Origin of the sequence: Streptomyces sp. NPDC048441, assembly GCF_043200235.1 — a bacterium.
Taxonomy (GTDB): domain Bacteria; phylum Actinomycetota; class Actinomycetes; order Streptomycetales; family Streptomycetaceae; genus Streptomyces.
On the sequence record NZ_JBICXM010000001.1, the window covers coordinates 694,642 to 717,634 of the forward strand.

Genomic DNA, 22,993 nt, shown 5'->3' on the forward strand with positions numbered 1-22,993 from the left:
AGGTGTCGGTGTCCTGATCGGCCCAACGGCCAGGACCCCAGGCCCTAGAGCGGCGCCTGCCATGTCGTCGTCGTGCCCGAGCCCACGCCGTCCGTCGTGCCGTCGTCGTAGACCGTCAGGCGTACCCCCGTCCGCCCGTCCGGCAACCTCGCCCGTGCGTCCACCGCCACCTCGATCCGCGTGACGTCGGAGCGGCGTGAAGCGGTGGCGAGGGCGCGGCGCAGGGCGGCGAGCAGGTGGCCTGCCCCCGGGTCCGTGATGTGGGTGTCGACGGCGCCGGTGAAGTGCACCGATGGCTGTACGCCGACGACCGCGGCCGCTCCGGCCGTCTCGCGGAGCACCTTGCCGCGGAACGTGGTCGGGGCGTCGGCGGGGGGCTGTTGGAGCGCGAAGATCGCCGTGCGGACTTCCTGGATGGTGGACTCCAGCTCGTCCACGGCCTGGTCGAGCGTCGACTCGACCTGGGGCGAACGGTCCCGGCGCCGGGTCGACTCCAGCATCATGCCGGTGGCGAACAGCCGCTGGACGACGAGGTCGTGCAGATCGCGGGCGATGCGGTCGCGGTCCTCGAACACCGCGAGGCGCTGCCTGCTCTGCTGGACGTCCGCCAGGACAAGCGCGAGGGCGGCCTGCGAGGCGAACTGGGTGGCGAGCAGCCGTTCCACGGAGGTGTACGCGCGTTCGCCCCGGCGGCGGGGCAGCGCGAGCGTCCCGATGAGCCGCCCGCCCGCCTGGAGCGGCAGCATCATGCTGGGACCGAAGTTGGTCCGTACGTGGGTGGTCATCCGGGGGTCGGTCGCGGAGTCCTCGATGAACACCGGTTCGCCGCCCAGTAGTTGCTCCAACACCGCGCTGCCGGGCTCGATGGTGGTGCCGATGAGCTCGTTCTGGAGGTCGTGGGAGGAGGAGGAGGAGGGGGAGGGGGAGGAGGGGGAGGGGCTCAGGGGTTCGGTGTCTTCCGAGGTCGCCGCCGCCACGATCCTCATGCCGCCCTGGTCCGTCGGCTGCAAGATCACCGCGGCGGTGGCGTTCGCGAGGATCCGGGCCTGCTCGGCGACCGTCATCAGCGCCCCGGCCGCCGGTTCGCCGGTGAGGAGGGCCGTGGTGACCGCTGCCGCCCCGTCGATCCACCGCTCGCGCTGCCTGGCAGCCTCGTACAGGCGGGCGTTGCCGATCGCGATGCCGGCCTGGCTGGCCAGGATGCGCAGGAGTTGCAGGTCCCCCTCCGTGAAGGAGCCGCCGCGCTTCTCCGTGAGGTAGAGATTGCCGAACGCCTCGTCGTGGACGTGCACCGGTACGCCGAGGAAGCTGTGCATCTCCGGATGCCCCGGCGGTACGCCGCACGAGCGCGGGTCGGCCGTCAGGTCGTCGAGGAGGAGCGGCCGCGGTTCGCGGATCAGGGTGCCGAGCAGGCCCGAGTGGCCGTCGGGGAGGCGCCCGATGCGGCCGCGTTCGGCATCGGTCAGGCCCGCCGTGAACAGGTCGGTCAGCTTGCCGTGCCCCGGGTCGATGACGCCGAGCGCGCCGTACCGAGCGCCCGTCAGCTCGGCCGCGCTCTCCACCAGGTGCTGGAGCGTGGCGTGCAGTTCGAGGTCCGTGCCGACGCCGAGCACCGCGTCCAGGAGCGGGGCGAGGGGAAGCGGCAGGTCGTCGCGGTTCATCGGGCCGGGCCGCCCGTGGCCACGTCCGTTCCGCCCCGCGCCGTCCTGACCACGCCCACCGAGGCCATCGAGACCTCCATCCACGCACCCTCCAAAGCAGAAGACCCCACCTGCCGTCAGGCTCAGCCGGACAGCGGGTCGAGGACCAGCGGCTGGATCTTGCCCTCCAGCATCGCCCCGAGCCCGAGGATGGCGCACACGTCGGGCCGTTCGGCGATCGCCACCGGCATCCCCGTCGCTTCCCGCAGCATCTGGTCGAGCCCAGGAAGCAGCGCGCTGCCGCCGACCATCATGATCCCGCGGTCGGCGAGGTCGGCCACCAGGTCCGGCGGGCAGTCGCGAAGCACCTTGCCGATGCCGTCGAGCACGGCGGTGAGCGGGGTGTGGATCGCCTCGCGGACGGCGGCGGTGTCGACGTGCACCGAGCGTGCGAGCCCTGTGGCGACATCGCGGCCGTGGATCTCGGTCGACTCGGGCCCCTTTGAGGTGAGCCCGTTGCCGCTCAGGGCCAGCTGAAGGGGACGTACCGACTGACTCGGAAGCATCAGCTCGTGGTGGTGGCGCAGATGCTGGACGATCGCGTGGTCGATGGCCTCACCGCCGACCGGGATCCGCTGGGCGGTGACGATCGACCCGAGCGACAACACCGCGACCTGCGTGGTCGCGGCCCCGCACACCAGGATCATCGTCGCTTCAGGACGCTCGACGGGAAGCCCGCAGCCGACCGCCGCGGCGATCAGCGTGTCCACGAGCTCGACCCTGCGCGCCCCGAGCCCGACCATCGTCTCGACGGCCGCGCGCTGGGCCAGGGGATCGGCGTCGTGCGGGGTGCAGGCGGCGGCCCGCAGGCGGGGCTTGCGGCGCAGGGTGCGGCGGAGCTTCTCGCCGAGCAGGTGCCGCAGCATACGCTGGGCCATCTCGATGTCGACGACGGTGCCGCCGGACACGGGCCGTACGACGCGGATGTAGGCCGGCGTACGGCCCGTCATCTGCTCGGCGAACTGGCCGACCGCGATGAGTGCGCCCGTCCGCGTGTTCACGGCGGCGGCGCTCGGCTCGTCGACGACGAGGCCGGAGCCTTTCACAAACACCCGGGTCCTCGCGGCACCCAGGTCGACGGCGATGTGGCAGCGGCGCAACTGCTCCAGACTGACGGTCATGGCAGATCCTCCCGAGAGCGCGGACCCTACGGACCGTCGGACGACGGTCCCATCTCGCATCGTGCGGTGACCGCGGGCGGCGCGCGCGTCGGGCTGAGCCGGGAGGGGTGCCGCCGCACGGGTGGTCTTGATGGCCTCGCAGGTGGCGCAGTTAGCATCCTGTGTGCCGCATACGCCCCCGGAAGAAGACGAAGCCGACGGCCCCCGGATACCCGAGGCCGACCACAACCCCCCGCTGCCCCCGCTTCCAGTGGAGTCCCACGGACCCATCGCGAAAAGGCGGATACTCGCCGATCTGACGCCTTTGCGTACGTCCGTCGACTACCGCCGCCTCTGGGTCGGCAACACGATCTCCTGGACCGGCCAGGCGATGACCGCGCTCGCCGTCTCCCTCCAGGTCTACGACCTCACGCACTCCAGCTTCTCCGTCGGCCTCGTGGGCCTCTTCTCGCTCGTCCCGCTGGTCGTCTTCGGCCTGTACGGGGGCGCGATCGCCGACACGGTGGACCGGCGGAAGCTGGGCCTCGGCTCGGCGCTCGGCTCGTGCGGGCTCTCGCTCGCGCTCGCGGCGGGCGCGTTCGCGGGCTTCCACCACGTGTGGTTCCTGTACTCCGTGGTCGCGCTACAGGCGGTCTGCGCGGCGCTGAACGCACCGGCGCGTTCCTCGATGATCCCGCGTCTCCTTCCGCCGGAGCAGCTGCCCGCCGCCAACGCGCTGACGTCGGTGACGACGACTTCGGGCACGATGCTAGGCCCCATGCTGGGCGGCTTCGTCGTAGGCCTGTGGGGCTATCAGGCGGCGTACACGGTGGACGCGGTGGCCTTCAGCGCGGCGCTGTACGCGATGTGGCGGCTGCCCGCGATGCGGCCCGCTGGGGCGGAGGCGGAGGCGGGGATGCCCAGGAAACGGGCTTCGGTCCTCGACGGGCTGCGGTTCCTCGCCGCACGGCCGAACCTGCGGATGACCTTCTTCACGGACATGTGCGCGATGGTTCTCGCGCACCCGCGGGCGTTGTTCCCGGCCGTGGCGGTGGTGTGGTTCGGCGGCGACGCGACGACGGTGGGCCTGCTGGCCGCCGCGCCCGCGGTGGGGGCGCTGTTGGGCAGCGTGTTCTCCGGGTGGCTGGGCCGGATCCGCAGGCACGGGCTCGCGATCCTCCTCGCGGTGGCGGGATGGGGAACGGCCGTCGCGGTCTTCGGCCTGACACGGAATCTGTGGCTCGGTCTCTTCTTCCTCGCGGTGGCCGGGTGCACGGACGCCATCTCGATGGTCTTCCGTACGACGATGCTGCAGGCGGCGGTGCCGGACGAGATGCGGGGGCGGTTGCAGGGGGTCTTCATCGTGGTGGTGGCGGGCGGGCCGAGGCTCGGGGATTTCGTCGCGGGGTCGGTGGGGGATGTGGCCTCGCCCGGGGTGGCGGTCGTGGGGGGTGGAGTCGCGTGTGTCGTCGCTGTGGGGTTGTTGGCCCTCAAGTGGCGGAGGTTCGCCCGGTACGACGCGAGGGCGCCGGAGGCGTAGGGGGGCGGGCGAGGTCAGGAGCCCCCTACAGGTTGAGCAAGCGATCCGGCAGCTGCGACAGGCTGCTCACCGTGATGTGGACCCCGGCCGCGGTGAGGCGCTCCCGGGCCCGGCGGTCGGGGGCGTACCCGATGAAGGGGATGCCCAGGCTCTGGGCGGCGGTCGCCTCCACGGGGGAGGAGCCGGCCATGACGCAGCGGTCGGCCGGGGAGCCGAGCTGCTCAAGGGCGCGGCGCAGGCAGTCGACGTCAGGCATCAGCAGCGCGAGCTCGGGGGTGCGGCCGTGGATTCCGACGCCGGGGAGGTAGAGCCCCTTGGCTCCCAGATAGGCGGTCACGGCGCGCGGGGACGCGTCGGTGGCGATGGCGAGGCGCAAGGGGTTCTCGGGGCCGGACAGGGTGTGCAGGACGTTCGCCACGTGGGGCGTCGGCTTGGCGGTGAGCGCGGCCTGCATCTCGATGTACTCGAGCCGGGTGTGCAACTCCATGTGCAGTTCGGGGTGGTGAGGGAAGGCATGGAGTACGTCGACGGGGTGGACCGCGTCTCCCATGGGCCGGACAGGGCCGCCGCCGGGCAGCAGGGGCTCGCCCGCCAGCGCCGACTCGGGGTCGCGTCGCTCGGCGATCAGCGCGGTGAGGCTGCGGGCGGCTTCGCGTGCCGCGCTCGGTGAGTAGAGCCGGGCGAGGGTGCCGTCGAAGCCGAGGATCAGGGCGTCGACGGTGGTGTGGTGGGAGTTCGCGGGCTGCTCGGTGGTGACCTCGCAGTACCAGTCGTCGGACTGGGGCACCGGGGCGAACCGGGTGTTCCTCAGGCGGCCGGAGCGGTTGAGCCGCTCGTGCAGATCGTTGGAGACGATCACGACGGCTCGGGTGTCGGCACGGTTGATGAGGTGCCGCAGACCGGAGGGGAATGTGGGTGCGGAGACGGTCGGGTCAGGTTCGTGGGTCAGGGTGACGCCGAGTCCGAGCACCGGGAACTCGTCGAGGGCGCCGGGTAGTTCGTTCACCATCGTCGTCAGTACGTGCAGCACGTGGACCTCCGCGGACACGGTCACGTCCCAGCCGCGTTGGCGGGGCCGCATCTCGAACCGGTCCGGGCCGATACCGCCGTGGATGAGGAGATGGGAGATCGCCCGGCCCAGCTTGTGCAGGGTCTCCGACTGGGTTCCGGAGGGGCGGGTCACATACTCGAAGGCGAGGGTCGTCCCCGGTGGCGTGGGCTGGTCGTCCGGCAGCTCACGGCTGACGCCGAGGTCGTCCAGCTGGGCGCTGGGGAGTTCCTCGTGGGGGGTGAGCACCTCGTCCTCGGTGTGGGGGAACTCCTGGAGCAGTTCGTCCAGTTCGGAGGCCTGCTGGACGGACGGCCTCAGTTCCTGGCGGAGCTCTTGCCGCATACGGAACAGGGAAGCGCGCAGAGAGGCGATGTTGGTGCGGGCCATCTCGGCCGCCGGGCCCCGGATGTCATCCAGCGGGTCACCGCGCCACAGGTCCAGAGCTGACTGGACCAGGCGGAGCGCGCCGTCGATGTCCTCTTGGCGGCGCGACGATTCGGCGGCGGCTGCCAACTGCCAGCAGCGCGACAGGTCGACGCCGTCGGCGTTCGGCGGCAGGGGCAGGGCGTACCCGTCGCCATCGCCCGTGACCGAGTCGGGGCCCAGTGCCTCGCGGAGGCGGGATGCGCAGAGGGCCAGGAGGTGCTCCGAGTTGGCCGGAGGATCCGACCCCCAGATCCCCGCGGCCAGCTCGGCGTGGGTCACGCCGCGCCCCTCTTTGAGCAGCAACATGCACAACATCGCCCGTTCCCTGGGCGCCACGATTTCGAGGGTCCGGCCGTTCCGGGTGACCGTGAGAGGGCCGAGCAGGGAGTAGGTGCGCGTGTGCAGCGCGAGCGAGGCCAGTTCGAGCTGTTCGACGCCTCGCTGCTGCGTGACCGGATCGCTGGAAGTGAGGTCGCGGACGGCCGACGTCAGCGCGGTATGGGCCGTGCCCGGCAAGGAGAACGCCGGCGGAGGCAGGCCGACGCGCAACACCGGCTCGTCCGCCTGGAGCACATCCCGGGCGATGCTGCCCAGCGCCTGGAGGTCTGCGGCGCGGCTCTCCTCGCTGTACGGGGTGAGACCGAAGCCGCACAGCACAGGGCCGTTGCGCGGGACCCTCACATTCGCGGGGCTGAGCGCGCCATGGGCGATACCCGCGCCGTGCAGCGCGGTGACGGCTTCGGCCAGCCGGGGGAGCAGTTCCACGAGGCGGTCGACGGGAACACTGTGGGATGAGCTGTGCAGCGCGTCATGGAGATCGGGTCCCTCGGCGAACTCCATGACCAGATAGGGGACTTCACCGTTGGCGTAGTCCCGCACAGTGGCCACATGCGGGTGCCGGAACCGGGACAGCTGTCGCGCGGCCCGGGTGAAGTCGAGGCGGAGCCACTGCGGGGCCTGCGGGTAGCGCTGCACCACCACGGGGCGGCGCCCGTCCTCGCGCTGATCCTCCGCGAGCCAGACCCTGCCGCTCTGCCCGATCTGCTCCCGGAGCCGGTATCGGCCCCCGAGCAGCTCCGTACGACCCGCCCCGCCCAGCTGTCGTACGCTCTCCGGAGTCACCGTCGCGAACGGCTCCCCCACCGGCGTCTCGGGGCCTTTGCCACGGCCGGGTGCGGAGGCCAGCGCCCGCAACTCCCCCGGCGCGACCCCCGCCCGCTCGTCGATCAACCCGCCGATCCGGGCCAGCAGCCCCCGAGTGCGTCCCCGCGCGGTACGCGGCAACGTCCGCAGCAGCAACTCCCGTACACCGTCCCGGAAGTCGTACGCCCCCGGAGCCCCGCCCGCCGCCTCCGTCAGCATCCCGCTGAGGATCACCTCGGCCAGATGCTGCGGCCGGGGACGCTCCTCCACCGCCGCCTGGACGAGCCGCATCACCGGCAACTGCGGCTCGCCCACGGCCAGATGGCCCGCGAGGCGGAAGGCCTCGGGGGACGCCGTGGACCGGAAGTGGAGTACGAGTTCCTCGGGGGAGAGCCGGGTCACGTCCTCGACGCCGGCCTCTGTGTCTTCCTCCGCAGGTATTGGCGCGCACCCCAACCACCCCACCGCACCCGGTAGTTGACTGCCACCCCCACCCGCCACCAGTGCGGCCCAGTGCGACAACCACGCCCCGGAGGGCTCGAGCACCGGGACCGGCACCGCATCACTCGGCGGCACATCGTCGGCGTACGGAGTGAAGGTGAGAGCCCCGGACGGCGCGGCCCGATGCGGGGCGGAGAGGAGCCCCGGAGTCGTGGGCAGCGCCGTGGTGCGCCAGAGGCGTTCCGGGAGTGGCTGGATCACGGCCAGCGGCATCTGCTTCGCCCAGCGGCGCAGTGTGCGGTACCAGCGGGTGCCCGCGTCGCCATCGCGCCACTGCGGGCCCATGCAGTCGCTGATCACGAGGGTGACCGTGCGGCCCGTCGCGGGCGCGTGGGCCGCCTGGGGCGGGATCGTGCCGTCCGGTGCCGCGCGGTGCAGCTCGACCGTGCGGAAGATGCCGGACTGGGCGAGCGCCGTGTGGAGTTCGTGGACCAGGGGGCGCCAGATCGGCATGGTCGGGCCCGCGTCGTGGATGAGGCACAGGCGCAGCCAGCGTTCCTCCGCCGGGCGAAGGACCGGAAGCCAGCCTCGCGGGTGGCCGCCCAGGCGCGCGATGCGGTGGGCCGTCGCCTCCTCGTCGATGACCTGGCCCACCGGGGAAGGGGCGCGGCGCTTGAGCGGGCGCAGGGCGCGTTGCAAGGTGAGGGGGTGCGTCACCATCGGGGGGACGGGGACGCGGAGAGGTGTGGCGCCGGAGCCCGAACCCTGTACGTCCGATGGTGACGTGCCGTCAGGCGGGTTGCCAGGCGGGACGCCAGGCAGATCGTCAGGCCCGTGCGGCATCGCGGGGAGCCGCAGGGGTACTCGTCCCTCGGCGGGAGGCGTCGAGGGTGCCGTCGGGGGGTGTTCGGGCCCCACCGGTGGTGGTGTGGGTGGCAGGGGCGGTGATACGTCATCGCTTCCGGACGCATCCGGCGGTGCGTCCTCGGCGGGTGACTTCATCAGCCCTGCCAGCCACACCAGTTCGGCAAGCTCGACCGACGTGGGCCGGGCCCCGCCCGCCGCATTCGCGAGCAAGCCGGCCAACTGCGCGAGCGGCGTCCCGCGCCCCGGTGGGTCAGACCGCATCGGGACCCGGCTGGTCCGCCGACTGCGTCAGATACGGCATCAGCTGTCGCGCGAGATCGTCGCGCGATGCGGCGTCGATACCCGCAGCGCCGGTCAGATAGATCGCGTTGAGGAGCTGGTCGGTGGCCAGTTCGCCGCCCGTGCCGCGTTCCAGGAAGCGGGCGATGAGGGTCCGGGCGTAGGCGTCGGGCTCACCGAGGTGGGCCCGGACGATCTCTTCCAGGTGTTCGTCACGCGGCTGGCGAAGTCGCAGGGTGACGCAGCGGCGCAGGAACGCGGGCGGGAACTCGCGCTCGCCGTTGCTGGTGAGGACGACGAAGGGGAAGGCCCGGCAGCGTACGCGCCCGCGCTCGACCGTCACCGGGTCGTCCGAGCCGTCCGGAAGGAGGTCCGCCTTCGGGGTGTGCTTGGCGATCCGCACCAGCTCGGGGATCTCGTACTGGCCCTCCTCCAGAATGTTCAGGAGGTCGTTGGGCAGGTCGAGGTCGCTCTTGTCGATCTCGTCGATGAGGAGGGCGCGGGGGCGGGCGTAGGGGAGGAGGGCGGTGCCCAGCGGGCCGAGGCGGAGGTGGTCCTCGACGCCCGCGCCGTCCCGCGGGGCCCGTGCCCTCGGGGAGCGCCCCGCCGCGTACAGCCGCGACAGCGGGTCGTACTGGTAGAGGCCGTCGTGCAGCGCGCTGCGGCTCGTGATGTTCCAGCGCAGGACGGGGCCGAGGTCCAACTCCCGGGCCACCGCGTACGCCAGACTCGACTTGCCGCTTCCAGGCGGTCCCGTCACCAGGAGTGGACGCCTCAAGTACAGGGCGGCGTTGACCAGTTGGACGCAGGTCTCCGTGGCCCGGTACGTGTGCGCACGGTGCGTGCGGTCCGGGGAGGTCGCCGAGCCGTCGTCCGTGGGAGTGCCGATGACCGGGCCGCCGTCGAAGGCGCGCCAGGGCGGGGGCGGGGGCAGCCGGGTGATCCCGTCGTGGGGCTCGTTCGTGCCGGTGTAGACGGGCCACAGGGACATGATCGGGGTTCTCCGTATCGGACGTCGGGCGCAGGCATTCGCGCGTCGGGATCAGGCGACGGGGGAGTGGCGGTGGGCGGCGGGCGTGTCGGGGAAACAGCGCGGGTCGTCCCAGAGGAGCTGGACGTCCCTGGCCCAGTGCGTGTCCGGCTCGTCCGACGCCTCGGCGCTCTCCCTCAACGTCAGGATGGTGCGGGGAAGTTCGGCGGGCGGATGGCCGTCGATGTGGGCGGCTATGCGGTCGAGGAAGTCGGAGCCCGTACAGCCCTTGTCGCTGAGGTGATCGGTTTCCTCGCAGCCCGTGCGCCGCCACAGGAGCACCGGCACCGGCGCGGTCAGCGAGACGTCGAAGTGCGTCACGTCGGCGTCGGGAGCGGCGCGGCCGGCCGGTGGCGGCGCGGCGAACCCCGCCAGGTCCGCGCCGTCCCGCCGCAGCCGGAACCTGAGCTTGTTCGGCTTCTCCTGGGTGCCGCACTCGACGCGGTGCAGGACGGTCGCCGTGTGCCCGTCCAAGTGTTCCCACTTCCTGGCAAGTTGATGGCGCAGCCCGCCCTTGCGGCGGGACCGGTCGGTCACGACGAGGGGATACGAGCAGCCGAGCGGGGTCGGGTCGTCGGGGCCGCACTGCCACTGGGCCACCGGCCAGTTGAGCAGCGCTCGGGGCAGGACGAAGGCCAGTAACTCCTCCGCGCCGGGGGTGAGATGGGAGAAGGCGTCGTCCACGCGCTCCTGGATGTACGTACGGACGTTTCCGGTGGCCAGGGTGTGCGAACCGACGGGGTGGCGAAGTCCCTCGCGGTACGCGGACACCTCGACCAGGAGCTGGTCGTCGCCCGCGCCGCTGTGGTCGATCTCGATGAGGATGGGCGACCAGGACGGCGAACCACCAGTATCTGTCGGGCTGTCGGCGGCCGGTGCTTCGAGGAGGCCCGCGATGCGGTCCGCCAGGCGGGAAACGGCGTCCGGGTCCTCGACCTCCGAGAGCACGTACCAGGCCGCCGACCACAGCGAGCCGAAGCCTCCCGGCGGCACGGGCGGGCCGAGGGGCCCCACCGCGTCGCGGTACAGCCGCTCCGGGTCGCGGGCGGCGCCGGTGCCGGCCGCCCGGTCCACCAGGGAGCGCAGCCGCTCCTTCGCCGCCCGGTGGTGGCCGGGGGTGGGGATCAGGTCGCCGAGCGGGGGCCAGTAGCGGGCCATGACGGAGGTGGGCAGCATCCTTCCGTTGCGTACGCCGGTGGAAGCGCGGGGGGCGGCCGACACCATGCCCACGACCCGGTTGCTGTCGGCGAGGGCCACCGCCGCGCCGCTGAACCCCGGAGCCAGGGGCTGGCCGTGGGCGTTCCATGCCTCCAGCTGGACCCACTCGTCGGCGATCAACTGGGCGGCGGTCGCGCGGTACTCGGCGAGGGTGCCTTCCGGGTAACCCTTGGGGAACCCGTAGACGAGGAGCCGTGGGCGGGGTTCGGTGTACGCGTCGTCGGGCGCCGCGAACTCGGCGGGCGACACCGCCACGGCGTGCTCCAGCTCCAGGACGGCGAGGTCGCCCGGGTCGTCACCGCGCCCGTCCCAGCCGCCGTGCACGACGACGGTGGCGGTCACCGGGGGGAGGTCCTTGCGGTGCGGGAAGGACACGACGACCGGCGCGCTGCCGCTGCCGCGAACGACATGCGCGCAGGTCAGGACATGCCGTTCGGACACGAGAAACCCTGCCCCGACCTCGCTCCCGCACGCGATGCGGGTATGCCACGATGCGCTGCTCATGGGGTGGGGGTGGCCTCCGGGGGGTGTGGGGCGGTCGCATCGGTCCCGGGGGCGGTCGCATCGGCCCGGGGGGCAGTCGCATCGGCCCGGGGAGAGGTCGCATCCGCCCCCGCCCCCTCCGGCGTCCAGGCCAACCGCACCACCAGGTGACCCTCCGCCGTCCCCTTCACGATCACGGCGCCCGTCTCCGCCGACATCCGTACCCCGAACTCGATCTCCACCGAGTCAGGGCGCAGGGTGCCGCCACGGAACACCCGCAGTGCCGACTCCGCCGCAGCGCGCGCCCCGGACAGTGACTCCTCGAAGGTCCGGGCCGCACGGGACGGGCCGTCGTCGCGGGAGATGAGGTGGGAGCCGTGGACGTCCGCCACGTCCGCCATGACGACCTGTGAGCCGTCGTCGGTCGTGAACTCCACCAAGTCGTCCATCAATGCCCCGTCGATCCCGTCGATCCCGCCGTACGCCTGCCAACTGCATTGTTGCGGAAAGCCCTTGTAGTTGTCAGCCAAGTCCCTGGCACCCGACGCATACGGATTCCCCTGGCGGGAAGGTGCCCTGGCGGATTCCCGCCAGCACCCGTCAACGCCCCTGCAACACAAGCCCCCTGACACTCTTCCCAGCACCCGGGAACCACCCCCGCCCGGGTCCGACGAAGAGAGGGCACCCATGACCCGATCATCCGCGTGGCGAAGAGCGAGGCTGCTGCCGGCCGTCGGTCTCGCGTTCGCGCTGCTTCCGGCAGGGCAGAGCGCCACCGCCGCCCCCCATGCGGCACCTTCCGGCGCGTCGCAGGGGCGGGCCACCCCCGCCGCGCGTGCCGCCCACACGGTCACCCTGGTGACCGGGGACAAGGTCACCGTCACCGAACTCGGCGGCGGCAAGAAGACGGTCACCGTGGACCGGCCCGACGGGGCCACCGGAGCCGTGCGGAGCGAGATATCGGGCGACCGCATCACCGTCGTACCGGATGAGGCGCGGCCCTATCTGAGCGCGGGCACCCTCGACAAGCGGCTCTTCGACGTGACGGAGCTGATACGCCAGGGTCTGGCGCAAGGGAAGGGCGACAAGGCCGCCGTGGCGTTGCCGCTCATCGTCACGTACGAGAAGAGCGCGCGTCGCGACGCGAGCCCGGCGGCACCTCGTGGCGCCGACAAGGTGCGCGCGCTGCCGAGCGTGGGAGGCGTGGCCGTCAAGGCGGAGAAGCCCGGCACGTTCTGGCGGGATGTGGCGCCGGATGCTTCTGAGTCGGGCAAGTCGTCCCGCAACACTGTGAGTTCAGATGGCGCCCTCGCCGACGGCATCGGCAAGATCTGGCTCGACGGCCGCGTCGAGGCCGACATGGCGCAGAGCAACGAGCAGATCGGCACCCCCAAGGCCTGGGAGGCCGGACTCACCGGCAAGGACGTGAAGGTCGCCGTCCTCGACACGGGTGTCGACACCTCCCACCCCGGTCTCAAGGACCGCGTGGGTGCCACCAAGAGCTTCATTCCGGGCGAGGAGGTCGCCGACCGCAATGGCCACGGCACCCATGTGACCTCGACCGTCGGCGGCAGCGGCGCCGAGTCCGATGGCAACAAGGAGAAGGGCGTCGCGCCGGGCGCGGCTCTCTCCGTCGGCAAGGTGCTCAGCGACGAGGGCTCGGGCAGCGAGTCGCAGATCATCGCCGGGATGGAGTGGGCGGCCAAGGATGTCGGCGCCAAGGTCGTGTCGATGAGCCTCGGTTCGCAGGAGGCGAGCGACGGCACCGATCCGATGGCCGCCGCCGTCAACACCCTCTCCAAGGACACCGGCGCCCTCTTCGTCATCGCGGCGGGCAACACCGGCGCCCCCTCCTCGATCGGCTCGCCGGGCGCCGCCGACTCCGCGCTGACCATCGGCGCGGTCGACTCCGCCGACAAGGCCGCGTACTTCACGAGCCAGGGCCCTCGCTACGGAGACCACGCCCTCAAGCCTGACCTCTCGGCGCCCGGCGTGGACATCCTCGCCGCACGCTCCCAACTGGTCAGCGGTGAGGGCTACTACACCGAGATGAGCGGTACGTCGATGGCGACCCCGCACATCGCGGGCGTCGCCGCCCTGCTCGCCGAGAAGCACCCGGACTGGAGCGGGGCGCGCCTGAAGGACGCGCTGATGTCCAGCTCCGCACAACTGGACGCCTCCGCATATGAGTTGGGTGCGGGGCGGGTCAGTGTGCCCGGTGCCATCGATGCGCAGGTCACCGCGAGCGGCAGCGCCGACCTGGGCTTCTACTCCTGGCCGTACGGGGACAACAAGCCCGTCACGAAGACAGTGACGTACGCGAACTCCTCCGATGCGCCACTGGAGTTGTCCCTCGCCGCCGAAGGTGCGGCCGAAGGGGTCGCCACCCTCGCCGACAAGACGCTCACCGTTCCCGCGCACGGCACCGCGTCGACCACGGTGACCGGCGACGGCGCGAAAGCGCCGGTCGGCAACACGAGTGGCCGCATCGTCGCGAGTGCCGCCGGGAAGCCGGTCGCGCACACCGCGTTCGGTCTGGTCAAGGAGGAGGAGCGGTACACGCTCACCGTCCACGTCAAGGACCGTGACGGGGCGGCGACCGGGGCCGGTCTGGTGCTTCAGCACCTCGTCAAGGAGACCGACCCGCTCCAGGTGGAGGTCGGTGATTCCGGCACGCTGGAGCTGCGTCTGACGCCGGGTTCGTACGCCCTGTCCTCGTTCCTCGACGTACGCGGCGGCAAGGGCAAGGACTCGCTCGGTATCGGCTTCCTCGCCGCGCCGGAGATCGTCCTCGACCGGGATCGCGAAGTCACCTTGGACGGGCGGAAGTTGCGCGAGGTCGGCGTGGACGTCGGCAAGCGGACGGAGACCCGCCAGCTCCTGATGGAGTACGACCGGAAGGCGAACGGCGCCGATCTGATGGGCGCGGTCCAGGTGCCGGTCAAGTACGACAGCATTTTCGCGGCGCCCACCGCCAAGGTGTCCGACGGCAGCTTCGAGTACCGCACCGTCTGGCGCCTGGGGAAGCCGACCCTGGACGTGAAGGGCCTCGGCGAGGTCGTCGCGCAACCCGGCGGCACGGTCACGGACGGCCGCAGCGAGCTGCCGCTCGTGGATGTGGGCGGCGGTACGGCCGCCGAGTACGCGGGCAAGGACGTCAAGGGAAAGGCCGCCGTAGTGCGGCGCACCCCTGACCCCGATGTGACGCCCACTCAGCTTGGGCAGGCGGCACAGGACGCCGGCGCGAAGGCGCTGTTCGTCACGGACGACGTGCCGGGGCGGCTCAACGCGTGGTTCGGCACGGACGACAACGCGGACCGGCCGTTGCAGATCGGAACGGTCGACGCGGCGGACGGAGCGCGGCTCATCGCGGCGGCGAAGGCGGGCAAGGCGGTGGAGACCACGGCCACATCGCGCACGCCGTACGTCTACGACGTGTCACAGGGCCACAAGGGGGCGGTGCCCCGCGACCTGACGTACGAGCCGTCGAAGCGTGAACTGGCTGTCCTGGACACGAAGTTCCACGCGGTGAAGCCGGTGGCGGGCGGGGAGTTCCGCTACTCGATCACGGACACGTTCGCCGTCGGAATCGGCTTCCAGGAGAAGATCGACTACCCGGTCGAGCGGACGGACTACGTGTCCACCGGAGCCGGGCAGCTGTGGCACGAGTCTGTCTCGGTCGGGCCCGGCGCTCTGGAGGAGCGGAGCGGTCTGATCAGCTACCAGGGCGGCAAGCACGGTTCGCTGAACTGGTTCAAGCCCGTGTGGCACCCGTGGCTGGGGACCGGCCTCGGCTGGGGGCAGCAGCGGTACGGGAACACGCTGGAATTCAATGTCCCCGGATGGGGCGACTCCGGGCCCGATCACACGGGATTCGGTGACGTGTGGAACGACGACTCGATGACTCAGACGAGCGAGGTGTACGCGGACGGGAAGCTGGTCGACCGGCGCAAGAGTTCGGGTGTGTACGTGTGGGACGCGAATCCGGCGTTGACCACGTACAAGGTCGTGACGGACACGACGCTGGACCCCGAGCGGTGGCGTCTCGCCACGAAGGGCCACTCGGAGTGGACCTTCAAGTCGAAGGAGACACCGGGGGACCGGAAGAGTTTCCTGCCCTTGCTGAACCTCGGGTTCAACGTGGACACGGACCTCGCGGGTGACGTCCGGGGTGGGCGTTCCGTACAGGTCGGGATCTTCTCCGAGTACGTCAAGGGGGCGCCGGACACGGGGGCCATCGGCGGCGGCAAGCTGGAAGTGTCGTACGACGACGGCAAGAGCTGGACGGGCGTTGAGCTCGACAGGGACGGCCACAAGGCGGCGTGGGGCGGGAAGTTGAAGGTGCCCGGCTCCGCGAAGTTCATCTCGCTGCGGGCCTCGGCGAAGGACGACCGGGGCGGGGCGGTCACGCAGGAGATCGTGCGGGCGGTGGGGGTGCGGTAGGGGGAACGGACGGGGCGGGGCGGGCCCTGCGGGGGCTCTCCCCTGTCCCGCTGTCGGCAGGAGACCGTCAGGGCGTGCGGAGCTGGGCGGGGAAACCGGTCCAGCGCAGCTCGTCCGGGAGGTGGCTCACGTCGTTGTGGACGAGGACGGTTGCGGGCCGGGCCTCGGCATAGCGGATCACGGTGAGCGCCGCGTTGCCGTGGGTGAGGCCCATCCAGCGCCAGGCCGGTGCGTCCATCGCGGCACGGACCAGCCAGGCGACGAGGAACGCGTGGGTGACGACAAGCTCGTGCCGGGGTGCGTCCCCGTGCTCCACCGGGCCGGTGAAGTCCGCGACCGCCCGGCGGGCCAACTCCGCACCCTGTGCACGCTCCTCGGCCGTAACTGAGGCCAGCCGCGACAGCAGGGCGTCGGCCATCTCCGAGGGAAGCTCGTCGCGCTCCGGTACGTACGGGACGTAGTCCCCGGCCGTCTCGCACTCGTGCGACGGCACCCCGCTCAACTGCTCTGCGACCAGCCGGGCCGTCTGCGCCGCGCGGGGCAGCGGACCGTGCTGGACAGCGGTCAGCGGCACGCCGTGCAGACGCCGGCCCAGCAGCGCGGCCTGCCGTCGCCCGGCCTCTGTAAGACCGCCTTCTTCTGATGTGGCTTCACCGTGACGGGCGAGGTACAGATATCGATCTTGCATGACGAGTTGGACGCCTGCCCGGCAGTTGTCGGTTCCCGCAGCCGGCGGCGGCAGCCCGCCCGGCCTCAGGGTCTGCTCAGTCTCTGCACCGGGACGTAATCAGAGCGTTACGCCGGTGAAGGTGCGGTGTCACAGTGATCGTTGAGGCTGGTGTGGCCGATTGGCCCGGGTTTCAACGGGTCAGTGGGTGGTTCAAGCGGTTCAACGAAAACCAAGCGGTCCTCCCCCCACAATCCGAACAGGATGGGACCACATAGATGTCCATTCCACTGCCCTCGGGGCATACTCGCGCGCGCCCGAAAGGTTCTTCATCCTCGGCCTCGGTCACCCTCATCTCTCCCCCCGCCAACCCATCCCCGGCCCCCGCGCCGGCCAGCGGTCACGTCCTCGCCGTCGGGTCACCCGGGCCCAGCCGTGATCTGCTCACCCGGACGCTGAAACTCACCGGGTACGAAGTCACCCACGCCGTCCCCGGTGACGTACACCGCCAGGTCAGGCAGGCACCCCCGGACGCGATAGTGGCCCTCGACGACGGTCCTGACGGGCGGCGGCAGGGCATCGACGTCATACGCGAGGTCCGCGCCGACCCCGCCGGGCAGGCTCTTCCGCTGCTCATGGTCACCGCGGCCCGAACTCACCTACCCGGCACCGTCGTTGATCTGCTGCGGCACGGCGCCGACGACTGCCTGCCCGAGGCCTGCGATCCGCGTGAGCTCTCGGCCCGGATAGCGGCCAAGCTGCACCGCGTCCCTGTCCCGGTCGAGAACCTGCTGCGCGATCCGCGCACCGGCCTCTACTCGGGGCCGCACTTCATGGACGAACTCGACCGCGAGCTCAGCCGTCCGGCGGCGGCCCGGCGCGGCGGTGTCCTCGCCGTCGTCGGCGTCGCCGAGATGGCGGCCCTGGAGACGCGCCTCGGGCCGCGCGTGCGGCGCGAGGTCGCCGAGCGGCTCGCGGGGGTGGCGGAGAAGCTCGGCGGCGTCTGCGACCGGCTCGGCTGGGACGAGGCCGGGCAGCTCCTCGTCCTCATGCCCGGTGTCGACGAGGAGACCGCCACCCGGAGCCTGCGGGAGTTCGCCGCGTCCGTGGCCGGGACCCGGTTCGTCGTCGCCGACGAGAACGTCCGGCTCACCCCGGCCGTCGGCTGGACCCCGCTCGCCGATTACGCCGACCACACCCGGGCGGCCGAGCACGCGAGGGACGCCGCATCCGAAGCCGTACGCCATCGGGATCTGCGCCCTGTTCGCTACGAGCCCTGGATGCGGGCCAGCGCCACGCACCGCCACCGCAGGGGCCGCGCGGGGCTCCGGGTCCTGCTCACCTGGGTCACCCGGCTGCTGTCTCCCGTGCTTCCGCTGGTGCTCGGCGTGGGCGTGCCGTTCCTGCTCTATCAGCAGGCGTACGAACTGGGCTGGGACGCGGCCGGGTTCGCGTACTGGGTGGTGGTGGCGGGGCTCGTCCTGTCCGCCCTGCTCATCATGCTGGAGTGCCTCTTCTCGCTGGACGCGACCGGGCGACCCGACCGGGCCGCCCAGCCGTACCCGCCCGCCAGTGCCGTCATCGCCGCGTACCTGCCGAACGAGGCCGCGACCATCGTCGACACCGTCGAGTCGTTCCTGCGGCTCGACTACCCGAGCGACCTGGAGATCGTCCTCGCGTACAACACCCCGCATCCGCTGCCCGTCGAGGACACCCTGCGGGACATGGCGGCCCGCGATCCGCGCCTCGTGCTGCTTCCGGTGGCCGGCAGCACGTCCAAGGCGCAGAACATCAACGCGGCGGTCACGCGGGTGCGCGGCGAGTTCGTCGGCATCTTCGACGCCGACCATCACCCCGCCCCCAACGCCTTCCGGCACGCCTGGGACTGGCTGTCCAACGGTTACGACGTCGTCCAGGGGCACTGCGTGATCCGCAACGGCGACAGTTCGTGGGTCGCCAAGATGGTCGCCGTCGAGTTCGAGACCATCTACGCGGTCAGCCATCCCGGACGGACCCGGATGTACGGTTTCGGGGTCTTCGGCGGGTCGAACGGCTTCTGGCGTACGGATCTGCTCGCGAGGACCCGGATGCACGGCTCGATGCTGACCGAGGACATCGACTCCACGCTGCGCGCCCTGAACGAGGGCGCGCGGATCGCCATGGACCGGACGCTCATCTCGCGCGAGCTCGCACCCACGCTGCTTCGCCCGCTGTGGAACCAGCGCTCGCGCTGGGCGCAGGGCTGGCTTCAGGTATCGCTCCGGCATCTGTGGGGTGCACTGCGCTCGCCGGTGTTCTCGCGGCGCCAGAAGACGGGCCTGTCCGTGCTGCTCGGCTGGCGTGAGGTCCAGCCGTGGCTGACGCTCCAGATCCTGCCCATCCTGCTGCACGCGGCCTGGCGCGCGGGCGGTGCCGACCGCCTCGACTGGGCGGTGCCGGTCTGCCTGATGGCGGCGGCGGTCACGATGTCGGCCGGGGTGGTGCAGGCGGCCTTCGCGTGGCGGCTCGCGGTGCCCGAACTGCGGCGCCGCAAGGCGTGGTTCTGGCGCTATCTGCTCGTGTCGACGTTCTTCTACAGCCACTTCAAGAACTTCGTGGCGCGCCAGGCGCATCTGAAGGAGGCGCTCGGCGACCGGCAGTGGCGGGTCACTCCGCGGGCGGCCGTGCCCGTCGCTGTCCCCGATACGGCGGCGGTCGCGGAACCGGCGGTGCGCACGTGAGCGCGCTGACGGCCACGCGGCCCACCGGGACGTCCGATGCGGCAGCTCCCGCACCTGCCGCGTCCCGCGGGCGCGCGCTCGAACTCCAGGGATACCGCGGTCTCGCCGCGCTGAGCACGGTCGTCTTCCACGTGTGGCAGGAGTACTACACGTACGACGCGCACGGCGCGCACCCACCGGTCGACAGCCCCTGGCTGGGCGCGCTGATCTCGCTCGAGGTGATCGACCTCTTCTTCGTGATGTCCGCGTATCTGCTCACGCTGTCGTACGCGCGCGCGGCCATCGACGGCAACGGCAACGGCAACGGCGGCGGCAACGGCGGCTCGATCCGTACGGGCAAGGACTTCCTCTTCCGGCGTGCGATCCGGATTCTGCCGCTGTACTTCCTGGCGGTGCTCGTCGTCTGGGCGGTCCGCAATCCGACACTGCCCGGCGACTGGCGCGACCTGGTCGGGCACCTCACGTTCACACACATCTTCGACCAGGAGCGGATCTTCTACACCCTGGGCCCCACCTGGTCCCTGTCCCTCGAGATCGCCTTCTATCTGGCACTCATCGCGCTCGGGCCGCTCGCGGTGCGGGTCTGCCGGGGCCTCGCGACGCGGCGGGCGCGGGTCGCCGTGTGCGCGTCGGGGTGCGCGGCGCTCTTCGTGCTGCCGGTGGTCTGGATCTCCGTCGCGCACTACGTCGTCGGGGTGCCGCACACCAACTGGCCCGTCTACTTCGGGCCGCAAGCGCGCTTCGGGGGCTTCGCCGCGGGCATGGCGCTCGCGGTGCTGCTCGTGGCGCTCGGTGACCGGGGCAGGCTGAGCGCGCGGGCCACGGTGCCGCTCTCGGTGGCGGCACTCGCGGGGCTCTACGCACTGTCGTACCTCTCCGACCCGGAGAACTTCGCCCACACCTACTACCACCCGATCGCGGCCGTGCTGTGGTTCACGCTGCTCTACGCCACGCTGCACGTCCGCCCGCGTGAACAGGTGCGGTGGCACGGCCTGTTGAGGGCGCGCTGGGTGACGTCGGTCGGTCTGGTCAGTTACAGCCTCTACATCTGGCACGAGCCGGTGATGCTGCAACTCATCAAGTCCGGTCTGGTGCCGACGAGTCAGGCGGGCTTCCCGATCGCCGCGCTGATCGTCATCGTGATCGCGGTGGCTGTGGGGACGGCGAGCTACTGGCTGGTGGAGTATCCGGCGAGCCTGCTCGGCAAGGCGAGGGACGGGAAGGGCGTGGCACGGGACTTCTATCCGGATCCGACGCGCTGATCTCCCTCAGCCCTTCGGCTGTCCCGACACGGCGACGCCGCCTCCCCGTGGGACGGGGGAGGCGGCGTCGCTGCGGGAACTTCGGGTGACGTCAGACTCAGACCAGCCAGCCGAGGAAGTGGGCGAGACCGGCGACGACGTCAGTGATGAGGTTCATGGTGGTGCTTCTCCTTGGGGGACTTGCTCAGGATCTTCGAACTCCCGGCTCTCGTATGGGACATGAGCCGGGAACGCGGCAACTACGGTCTGCAGCCCGTTGCTTGCGTTCCGTAATCATCGTCAATCACCTGCGTCACATGCAATCCCTGGCGCAACGATCACCTGTTCCAGGGAACACCTGCTCCCCTGTTCGTATTTTCGAGATGCGCAGGGCCCGGCGGGGCGCGACGATGGGCGTATGAAGCCCGCCGAGAGGTTCCCTGTGCGCCGTGTGTACGACCCGCCCGGCGAGGCGGACGGCGTGCGTGTCCTCGTCGACCGGCTCTGGCCGCGCGGCGTCTCCAAGGAGCGCGCCGCCGTCGACGAATGGCCCAAGGCGGTCACGCCCTCCACCGAGCTGCGCACCTGGTTCCATCAACACCGCGATCAGTACGAGGAGTTCGGCAACCGCTACCGCGCCGAGCTCGCGGGTCCGGAGCAGCAGGACGCCATCCATCACCTGCGTGAACTGGCGGCTGCGGGGACGGTCACGCTGGTCACGGCGGTGAAGGACGTGGAGCATGGGCATCTGCCCACGTTGCGGGACGAGTTGATGACCGAACCCGCCTGAGGGCGTACGGCTGTCAGCCCGTCCGCACGAAGGACTGGTGCGCCTCGACGAAGTGGCGCTCGCCCGCCGCCGCCTGTCCTGCGGGCGCGGAGACCCACAGGTCGTACATCTTGCCGCCCTCGTCCCAGCTCAGGTCGTAGGTCCTGCGCGGCCCGCCGTCACCGGCGCCACCGTCCCAGGTGAACTCCCAGACGGCGGCGGCATGGCCGTTGTGCGTGGTCGACCGGACCGAGCCGTTGCGGTAGCCGGGGTAGTCCGACGGGCCGTCCTTGTGGGCCTGCCGCATCACCGCCAGAGGGCCTTCCGGGTCGAGCGGCTGGGGGTGGACGCCGATGCGGAAGGCGTTGTCCGCCGAGTTGTAGAAGACGCGGGGCGGTTCGGACGAGCGGACGAAGCCGGTGGGCGTCACCATCTTGAAGCCGGTCGGGTCGGAGACCGTGCGGTACCCCGCGGGGGCCGGATCGTCGTCGGCGGGCTTGCCCTGCCCGTCGGGGGCACCGCCCGTACCGGCCGGGGTGGCCTTGCCGGTGCCTTCGGCGGAGGGCTTGGGGGCGGCGGGGCTCTTCTTGCCGGTGCCGGGCTTCTTCGGCTTGCCGGGGCTCTTGGAGGGCTTCTTGGACGGCTCCTTGGTCTCCGGCTGCTCACTCACCTCGTCCGCGGGGCCGCCCTTGCCGCCCGCCTCCGTTTCCGCCCCCGTGCTCGTGTCGTTCCGCGCCAGGAGCCACGCGCCGGTGCCGCCCGCCGTGAGGGCCGCGACCAGGGCTCCGGCGAGCAGGGCCGTACGGATCCGGGGACGCTTCGACGGTGCGGCCGGTGCGGCGCCGAGCACGATGGGCTCCCCGTCGGACGGGGACGGTGCCGCGGGTCTGCGGGCCACCGGTGTGCGGGGCACGGTGGGCATCCGTTCCTCCACGAGGAAGCCGCGCAAGGCCTGCGCGGCCTCGTCCGCGCCGAGCCGCTGCTCGGGATCCCGGTCGAGGAGGCCGCGTACGACCGGAGCCAGCGGTCCCGCCGATTCCGGGACGGTGATCTCGTCCATGACGACGGCGTGCAGCACGCCCGCCACCGAGTCGCGGTGGAACGGCGACTCGCCCTCGACCGCGGCGCAGAGCAGTACCCCGAGCGACCACAGATCGGACTCCGGGCCCGTGCGCTTGCCCGACATCCGCTCCGGAGCGGTGTACTCGGGAGAGCCGACGAACGCGCCCGTCTCCGTGAGCGTCGTCTGCCCGTCGACCTGCGCGATCCCGAAGTCGGAGAGCACCACGCGCTCCGTCCCCGCCTCCAGGAGTACGTTCGCGGGCTTGAGGTCACGGTGCAGGACCCCGGCCTTGTGGGCGGCGTCGAGCGCGGAGAGCAGGGCCAGGCCGATACGGGCCGCCTCGGCGGGCGGGACCGGGCCGTCCAGGGCGATCCGGTCGGCGAGCGAGCGGCCGTCGATCAGCTCCATCACGATCCAGGGCTGCGCGGCATGTTGCACGACGTCGTGCAGGACCAGGATGCCGGGGTGCTTCACCTGCGCGACCGAGCGGGCCTCGCGCAGGGTGCGGTCGCGCCGGCCCGCCGCGTCGGCGGCCGACTGGCCCGCGTCGACGTGCAGTTCCTTCACCGCCACCGCACGGCCGAGGAGTTCGTCCTCCGCCCGCCAGACCGTGCCCATGCCGCCTCGTCCGAGCGGTGTCGTGATGCGGTAGCGCCCCGCTATGAGATCCCCGTGACTCGCCATGGCCGCATCATACGAACTCCCGTTGCAATAGGTGCAGTTGGGCTCAATGGTGACGATGGTGAGTGTGTGGCGTGACCGATCCGTGAAGGAAAGGGGCGAAGTGAGCGGCGCACGCGCCGAGCGGGACT

At 71.5% G+C, this 22,993-nt stretch carries 13 protein-coding genes; 5 read left to right on the plus strand and 8 right to left on the minus strand.

The features are described from left to right. Positions 1–44: 44 nt before the first annotated feature. Positions 45–1,661 (minus strand): GAF domain-containing protein, encoded by a 1,617-nt coding sequence (locus ACGFSB_RS03095; RefSeq protein WP_393393801.1) that lies wholly within the window; start codon positions 1,659–1,661, stop codon positions 45–47. Between the two features lie 122 nt (positions 1,662–1,783). Continuing rightward, positions 1,784–2,821: a rod shape-determining protein gene (locus ACGFSB_RS03100; RefSeq protein WP_393393145.1), complete on the minus strand. Its 1,038-nt coding sequence runs from the start codon at positions 2,819–2,821 to the stop codon at positions 1,784–1,786. Between the two features lie 250 nt (positions 2,822–3,071). On the opposite strand from ACGFSB_RS03100, the gene ACGFSB_RS03105 reads away from it, so the two are divergent. Beyond that, positions 3,072–4,340, plus strand: a complete 1,269-nt coding sequence (locus ACGFSB_RS03105; RefSeq protein WP_393393803.1) for an MFS transporter — start codon at positions 3,072–3,074, stop codon at positions 4,338–4,340. A gap of 25 nt (positions 4,341–4,365) precedes the next feature. On the opposite strand, the gene ACGFSB_RS03110 is transcribed toward ACGFSB_RS03105, so the two are convergent. From ACGFSB_RS03110 to ACGFSB_RS03125, 4 genes are read right to left on the minus strand one after another with little or no spacing between them, the layout of a single operon-like run. Then, the gene (locus ACGFSB_RS03110) at positions 4,366–8,529 is read right to left on the minus strand and encodes an SAV_2336 N-terminal domain-related protein (RefSeq protein WP_393393148.1); all 4,164 of its coding nucleotides are present in this window, start codon (positions 8,527–8,529) and stop codon (positions 4,366–4,368) included. After that, the gene (locus tag ACGFSB_RS03115) at positions 8,519–9,538 is read right to left on the minus strand and encodes an AAA family ATPase (RefSeq protein WP_393393151.1); all 1,020 of its coding nucleotides are present in this window, start codon (positions 9,536–9,538) and stop codon (positions 8,519–8,521) included. Before ACGFSB_RS03115 ends, ACGFSB_RS03110 begins: the two co-directional genes overlap by 11 nt. Positions 9,539–9,589: 51 nt before the next feature. Next, positions 9,590–11,299, minus strand: coding sequence for a trypsin-like peptidase domain-containing protein (locus ACGFSB_RS03120; RefSeq protein ID WP_393393154.1), 1,710 nt, complete (start codon positions 11,297–11,299; stop codon positions 9,590–9,592). After that, entirely contained in the window at positions 11,296–11,808 is a 513-nt protein-coding gene (locus ACGFSB_RS03125; RefSeq protein WP_393393156.1) for a CU044_2847 family protein, read from the minus strand. Before ACGFSB_RS03125 ends, ACGFSB_RS03120 begins: the two co-directional genes overlap by 4 nt. Before the next feature lie 157 nt (positions 11,809–11,965). On the opposite strand from ACGFSB_RS03125, the gene ACGFSB_RS03130 reads away from it, so the two are divergent. Next, entirely contained in the window at positions 11,966–15,721 is a 3,756-nt protein-coding gene (locus ACGFSB_RS03130; RefSeq protein ID WP_393393159.1) for a S8 family serine peptidase, read from the plus strand. A gap of 67 nt (positions 15,722–15,788) precedes the next feature. On the opposite strand, the gene ACGFSB_RS03135 is transcribed toward ACGFSB_RS03130, so the two are convergent. Beyond that, a complete protein-coding gene (locus ACGFSB_RS03135) occupies positions 15,789–16,409 on the minus strand; it encodes a histidine phosphatase family protein (protein WP_393393162.1) in 621 nt (206 codons plus the stop codon). Between the two features lie 257 nt (positions 16,410–16,666). Here ACGFSB_RS03135 and ACGFSB_RS03140 point away from each other — a divergent pair, with 257 nt between their 5' ends. From ACGFSB_RS03140 to ACGFSB_RS03150, 3 genes are all read left to right on the plus strand, one after another. Then, positions 16,667–19,108 carry a glycosyltransferase gene (locus ACGFSB_RS03140; protein WP_393393165.1) on the plus strand — a complete coding sequence of 814 codons (2,442 nt, stop codon included), beginning with the start codon at positions 16,667–16,669 and terminating at the stop codon, positions 19,106–19,108. Further along, positions 19,105–20,370, plus strand: a complete 1,266-nt coding sequence (locus ACGFSB_RS03145; RefSeq protein ID WP_393393168.1) for an acyltransferase family protein — start codon at positions 19,105–19,107, stop codon at positions 20,368–20,370. Before ACGFSB_RS03140 ends, ACGFSB_RS03145 begins: the two co-directional genes overlap by 4 nt. A gap of 397 nt (positions 20,371–20,767) precedes the next feature. Next, positions 20,768–21,139, plus strand: coding sequence for a DUF488 domain-containing protein (locus tag ACGFSB_RS03150; RefSeq protein WP_393393171.1), 372 nt, complete (start codon positions 20,768–20,770; stop codon positions 21,137–21,139). Positions 21,140–21,152: 13 nt separating this feature from the next. On the opposite strand, the gene ACGFSB_RS03155 is transcribed toward ACGFSB_RS03150, so the two are convergent. Continuing rightward, complete coding sequence (locus ACGFSB_RS03155) at positions 21,153–22,865, minus strand: serine/threonine-protein kinase (protein WP_393393174.1); 1,713 nt, start codon at positions 22,863–22,865, stop codon at positions 21,153–21,155. Positions 22,866–22,993: the final 128 nt, after the last annotated feature.

Excerpts from the sequence above, each read along its gene's own strand:
- ACGFSB_RS03095 (WP_393393801.1), bottom strand. The coding sequence starts at position 1,661 with ATGAACCGCGACGACCTGCCGCTTCCCCTCGCCCCGCTCCTGGACGCG.
- ACGFSB_RS03100 (WP_393393145.1), bottom strand. The coding sequence starts at position 2,821 with ATGACCGTCAGTCTGGAGCAGTTGCGCCGCTGCCACATCGCCGTCGAC.
- ACGFSB_RS03110 (WP_393393148.1), bottom strand. The coding sequence starts at position 8,529 with ATGCGGTCTGACCCACCGGGGCGCGGGACGCCGCTCGCGCAGTTGGCC.
- ACGFSB_RS03115 (WP_393393151.1), bottom strand. The coding sequence starts at position 9,538 with ATGTCCCTGTGGCCCGTCTACACCGGCACGAACGAGCCCCACGACGGG.
- ACGFSB_RS03120 (WP_393393154.1), bottom strand. The coding sequence starts at position 11,299 with ATGAGCAGCGCATCGTGGCATACCCGCATCGCGTGCGGGAGCGAGGTC.
- ACGFSB_RS03130 (WP_393393159.1), top strand. The coding sequence starts at position 11,966 with ATGACCCGATCATCCGCGTGGCGAAGAGCGAGGCTGCTGCCGGCCGTC.
- ACGFSB_RS03135 (WP_393393162.1), bottom strand. The coding sequence starts at position 16,409 with ATGCAAGATCGATATCTGTACCTCGCCCGTCACGGTGAAGCCACATCA.
- ACGFSB_RS03140 (WP_393393165.1), top strand. The coding sequence starts at position 16,667 with ATGTCCATTCCACTGCCCTCGGGGCATACTCGCGCGCGCCCGAAAGGT.
- ACGFSB_RS03150 (WP_393393171.1), top strand. The coding sequence starts at position 20,768 with ATGAAGCCCGCCGAGAGGTTCCCTGTGCGCCGTGTGTACGACCCGCCC.
- ACGFSB_RS03155 (WP_393393174.1), bottom strand. The coding sequence starts at position 22,865 with ATGGCGAGTCACGGGGATCTCATAGCGGGGCGCTACCGCATCACGACA.